At 71.3% G+C, this 3,821-nt stretch carries 2 protein-coding genes; one reads left to right on the top strand and one right to left on the bottom strand.

The genetic code is table 11. The annotated features are described in order from the left end of the window. Positions 1 to 1,993 (top strand): diflavin oxidoreductase (locus tag AOK17_RS11985; protein ID WP_206190734.1); only part of this gene is annotated, 1,993 nt, incomplete at its 5' end. Between the two features lie 53 nt (positions 1,994 to 2,046). Here the strand turns inward: AOK17_RS11985 and AOK17_RS11980 are convergent. Further along, the gene (locus AOK17_RS11980) at positions 2,047 to 3,522 is read right to left on the bottom strand and encodes an MFS transporter (RefSeq protein ID WP_055612390.1); all 1,476 of its coding nucleotides are present in this window, start codon (positions 3,520 to 3,522) and stop codon (positions 2,047 to 2,049) included. Between the last annotated feature and the right edge of the window lie 299 nt (positions 3,523 to 3,821).

Raw genomic sequence — 3,821 nt, 5'->3', positions numbered from 1 at the left:
GCCCCGGGCGCCGCTGGGGGCGCTGCTCCCGGGCCCCCGCTCCTCGAACGCCGGAGGGGCTGGGATCGCCGGGGTCTCCGGCGCGGCTGGGGCCGACGATGTCTTCGGCCTCGCACCCGCCCCTCCCCCCGTCCTCACCGCCCAGGAACGCCAGTACCTCACCGGATTCCTCGCCGGGCTTCCCGCGGGCGCCCCCGGTGTGCCCGTGCTGCCGCCGGACGCGCCCTTCAGTCCGGACCACGCCCTGTGGGTGAACGGCGTCCTCGCCGGGATGTACTCGCGATCAGTGGAGACCCCACGAACCCCGGCCACTCCCCTCCGCGAAGTCGTCGTTCTCTGGGCCTCGCAGACCGGTAACGCGGAGGAGTTCGCGGTCGCGGCGGCCGAGCGGATCACCGCGACCGGGCACCGGGCGACGCTCCTCGGGATGGACGACGCCGACCCTCGCGCGCTGCCGCCGGGGGCTGATCTGCTGCTGATCACAAGCACGTTCGGCGACGGAGACGCGCCCGACAACGGCTCCGGCTTCTGGGACGCGCTGGCCGATTCCGAGCCGCCGCGCCTGGACGGCGTGCGCTATGCCGTACTGGCCCTCGGCGACTCCTCGTACGACGACTTCTGCGGGCACGGCCGCCGACTCGACCGGCGGCTGGACGAGTTGGGAGGGGTCCGGCTGGCTCCACGTACGGACTGCGAGCCGGACTACGAGCCCTCCGCCCTGGCCTGGCTCGACCAGGTACTCACCGCGCTCGTGCCCGCTCAGCAGGGGCAGGGCCAGACGCCCGCTCCTGCTCACGCACCGGCTCCGAGCGCGAGTGGGAGCGGAGGCGGGAATGGGAGGGCGAGTGGGAGGGCGCCTTCGGCGGCGCGGAGGCCGGCCCCCGTCACCGCCCGGCTCACCGGCAACCGGCTGCTCAGCCTGCCCGGCGCGGGCAAGGAGGTCCGCGGGTTCACCTTCGACACACGGGACAGCGAGACCCCGCTGACGTACGAGGCCGGGGACGCGCTAGGCGTACGGCCGGTCAACTCCCCCGCTCTGGTGGCGGAATGGCTGGAGGTGGCCGGACTGGACGCCTCAACGACCGTGGATGTGAATGGAGTTGGCCACACCTCCCTGTCCGACGCACTGGGCCGCCATCTCGACATCACGCGGATCACCCCGGACCTGCTCCGCTTCGTGGCCGAACGGACCGGTGACAACCGGGAGTTGAAGAGGCTGCTGCGCCCGGACAACAAGGACGGGCTGGCCAAGTGGAGTTGGGGGCGGCAGGCGGTCGACGTCATCGCCGAGCACCCCGTACGGGCGAGCGCCCAGGAGTGGGCCGGGGTCCTGAAACGGCTCCAACCACGCCTGTACTCCATATCGTCCAGCCCGCTCGTCGACCCGCACCTCGTATCGCTGACGGTGTCCGTCGTGCGGTACGAGAGCCTCGGCGGACGGGTCCGGGGCGGTGTCTGCTCGCCGTTCCTCGCCGACGCCGAACCGGGCACGCCGGTACCGGTGTTCGTGCAGCGCTCCCCGCATTTCAGGCCCCCGGCGGACCCGGCGACCCCGATGGTGATGGTCGGGCCCGGCACCGGAGTCGCGCCGTTCGTCGGCTTCCTCCAGGAACGGCGGGCCCTCGGCCACCGGGCACCCAACTGGCTGTTCTTCGGCGAGCAGCACCGGGCCACCGACTTCTACTACGAGGACGAGCTGACGGCCTTCGTCGACGACGGCACCCTCACCCGCCTGGACACGGCGTTCTCCCGCGACCAGCGCGCCAAGGTCTACGTCCAGGACCGGATGCGCGAGCACGGACCGGAACTCTGGTCCTGGCTCCAGAGCGGCGCCCGCTTCTACGTCTGCGGTGACGCCTCCCGCATGGCCAAGGACGTCGACCGGGCCCTGCGGGACATCGCCGTCACACACGGCGACCTGACCGAGACCGAGGCCGCCACGTACGTAAAGCAACTCGCGGCGGAAAAGCGGTACGTGCGGGACGTCTACTGACCGTTCTGACGGTTCTTCAGGGACGGCTTCAGGCGCGGTATGGAGTGCCGTGGTCAGGCCTTGGCCTCGGCCGTCTCGGGGGCGGCGTCCGGTGCCGGGCCGGGCTCCGGCTCGGCGGCAGCCTTCGGGACCGGGATGAGGAAGGCGACGGCCGCCGCCGCCAGGGCCACACCGGCACCGATCAGCATGGCGACCCGGAACCCGTCCTCGGACGGCAGGGCGAACCCGCCGAAGTCCGTGGTCATCTGGGCCAGGACCACCGCCATCACGGCGGCCGACACGGAGCTGCCGATCGAGCGCATCAGCGTGTTGAAGCTGTTGGCCGAGGCGGTCTCCGACTGGGGCACCGCGCCCATGATCAGGGCGGGCATCGCGCCGTACGCGAAGCCGACGCCCGTGCTGGCGACGATGGTCACCGCAAGCAGGCTCAGCGGCGAGTCCGTGCCGATCATCGGCAGGGAGATGCCGTAGCCGAGGGAGATGATCAGGGCTCCGAGGGTCAGGGTGGTCTTGGGGCCGCGGGCGGCCGAGACCTTGGCGCCGAGCGGCGACATCAGCATCATCATCAGGCCACCCGGCGCCATCCACAGGCCCATGGCCAGCATCGACTGGCCGAGGCCGTAGCCGGTGGCCTCGGGCAGCTGAAGCAGCTGGGGCATGACCAGCGACTGGGCGTACATCGAGAAGCCGACCAGGATCGACGCGATGTTCGTCATCAGCACCTGCGGGCGGGCGGTCACGCGCAGGTCGACCAGCGGCTCGCGCGTCCGCAGCTCCCACCAGCCCCAGGCCAGCAGGACGACGACCGAGGCGCCGAGCAGTCCGAGGGTGGTACCGCTTCCCCAGCCCCAGTCGGCGCCCTTGGAGACGCCGAGGAGCAGACAGACGAGCGCGACGCCCAGGCCGGCCGCGCCGAGCAGGTCGAAGCTGCTGCCCGCGGCGGTGTTCGCCCGGCCGACGGGCACGACGAACCAGATCAGGGTGCCGACCGCGAGGGCCAGGGCGGCGACGACCCAGAACAGCACGCGCCAGCTGGCGTTCTCGGCGATCGCCGCGGAGAACGGCAGACCGAGCGCACCGCCCACACCCATGGACGCGCTCATGATCGCGATGGACGAGCCCAGCTTCTCCTTCGGCACCACGTCGCGCAGGAGGCTGATGCCCAGGGGCACGACGCCCATGCCGAGGCCCTGCAGACCGCGTCCGGTGATCATCGGAATCACCGAGGAGGACAGGGCGCAGACGATCGAGCCCACGACGAGCGGTATCAGCGAGGCCAGAAGCATGCGCCGCTTGCCGTACATGTCACCGAGGCGTCCCGCGACTGGCGTCGCCACCGCCGCGGCCAGCAGCGTGGCGGTGATCACCCACGAGGCGTTCGAGGCACTGGTGTCGAGCAGCTTCGGCAGGTCCCCGATCAGCGGCACGACCAGCGTCTGCGTGAGCGCGGCCACGATGCCCGCGAAGGCGAGGATGCCGACGACACCGCCTGAGCGGGACTCGGCCTTGGGACTGTCAGGACTTTCCACGGGGGGGCTCTCCCTCTTGCGCTTCCGGATCACGGCGGGCGCGACGCACTGCACGGCAGGAATGCGGCATGCATAGAATGTGCATCGTACATGCCGAGTGCATCATGCATATCGCCCGCCGCGCCTCCCCACCCGGCGATGCAGTGCAATGCGGTGCCATGCCGCGCCGCACGAACCGGAGGGAGGGAACGCCCCAGCAGGCCGCCCAGAACGCAGATCCAGGAGCCGAGAAACCCCGCATGGACAAGCCGACATCCCTGGTCGAGTTCGAGGCCATGCTGCTGGGGCGCCACATCCAC

It is taken from the genome of Streptomyces phaeochromogenes, from assembly GCF_001418655.1.
Classification (GTDB): domain Bacteria; phylum Actinomycetota; class Actinomycetes; order Streptomycetales; family Streptomycetaceae; genus Streptomyces; species Streptomyces phaeochromogenes.
Note: the sequence above shows the minus strand (reverse complement) of the source record. Positions and strands in the feature narration are given on the sequence as shown.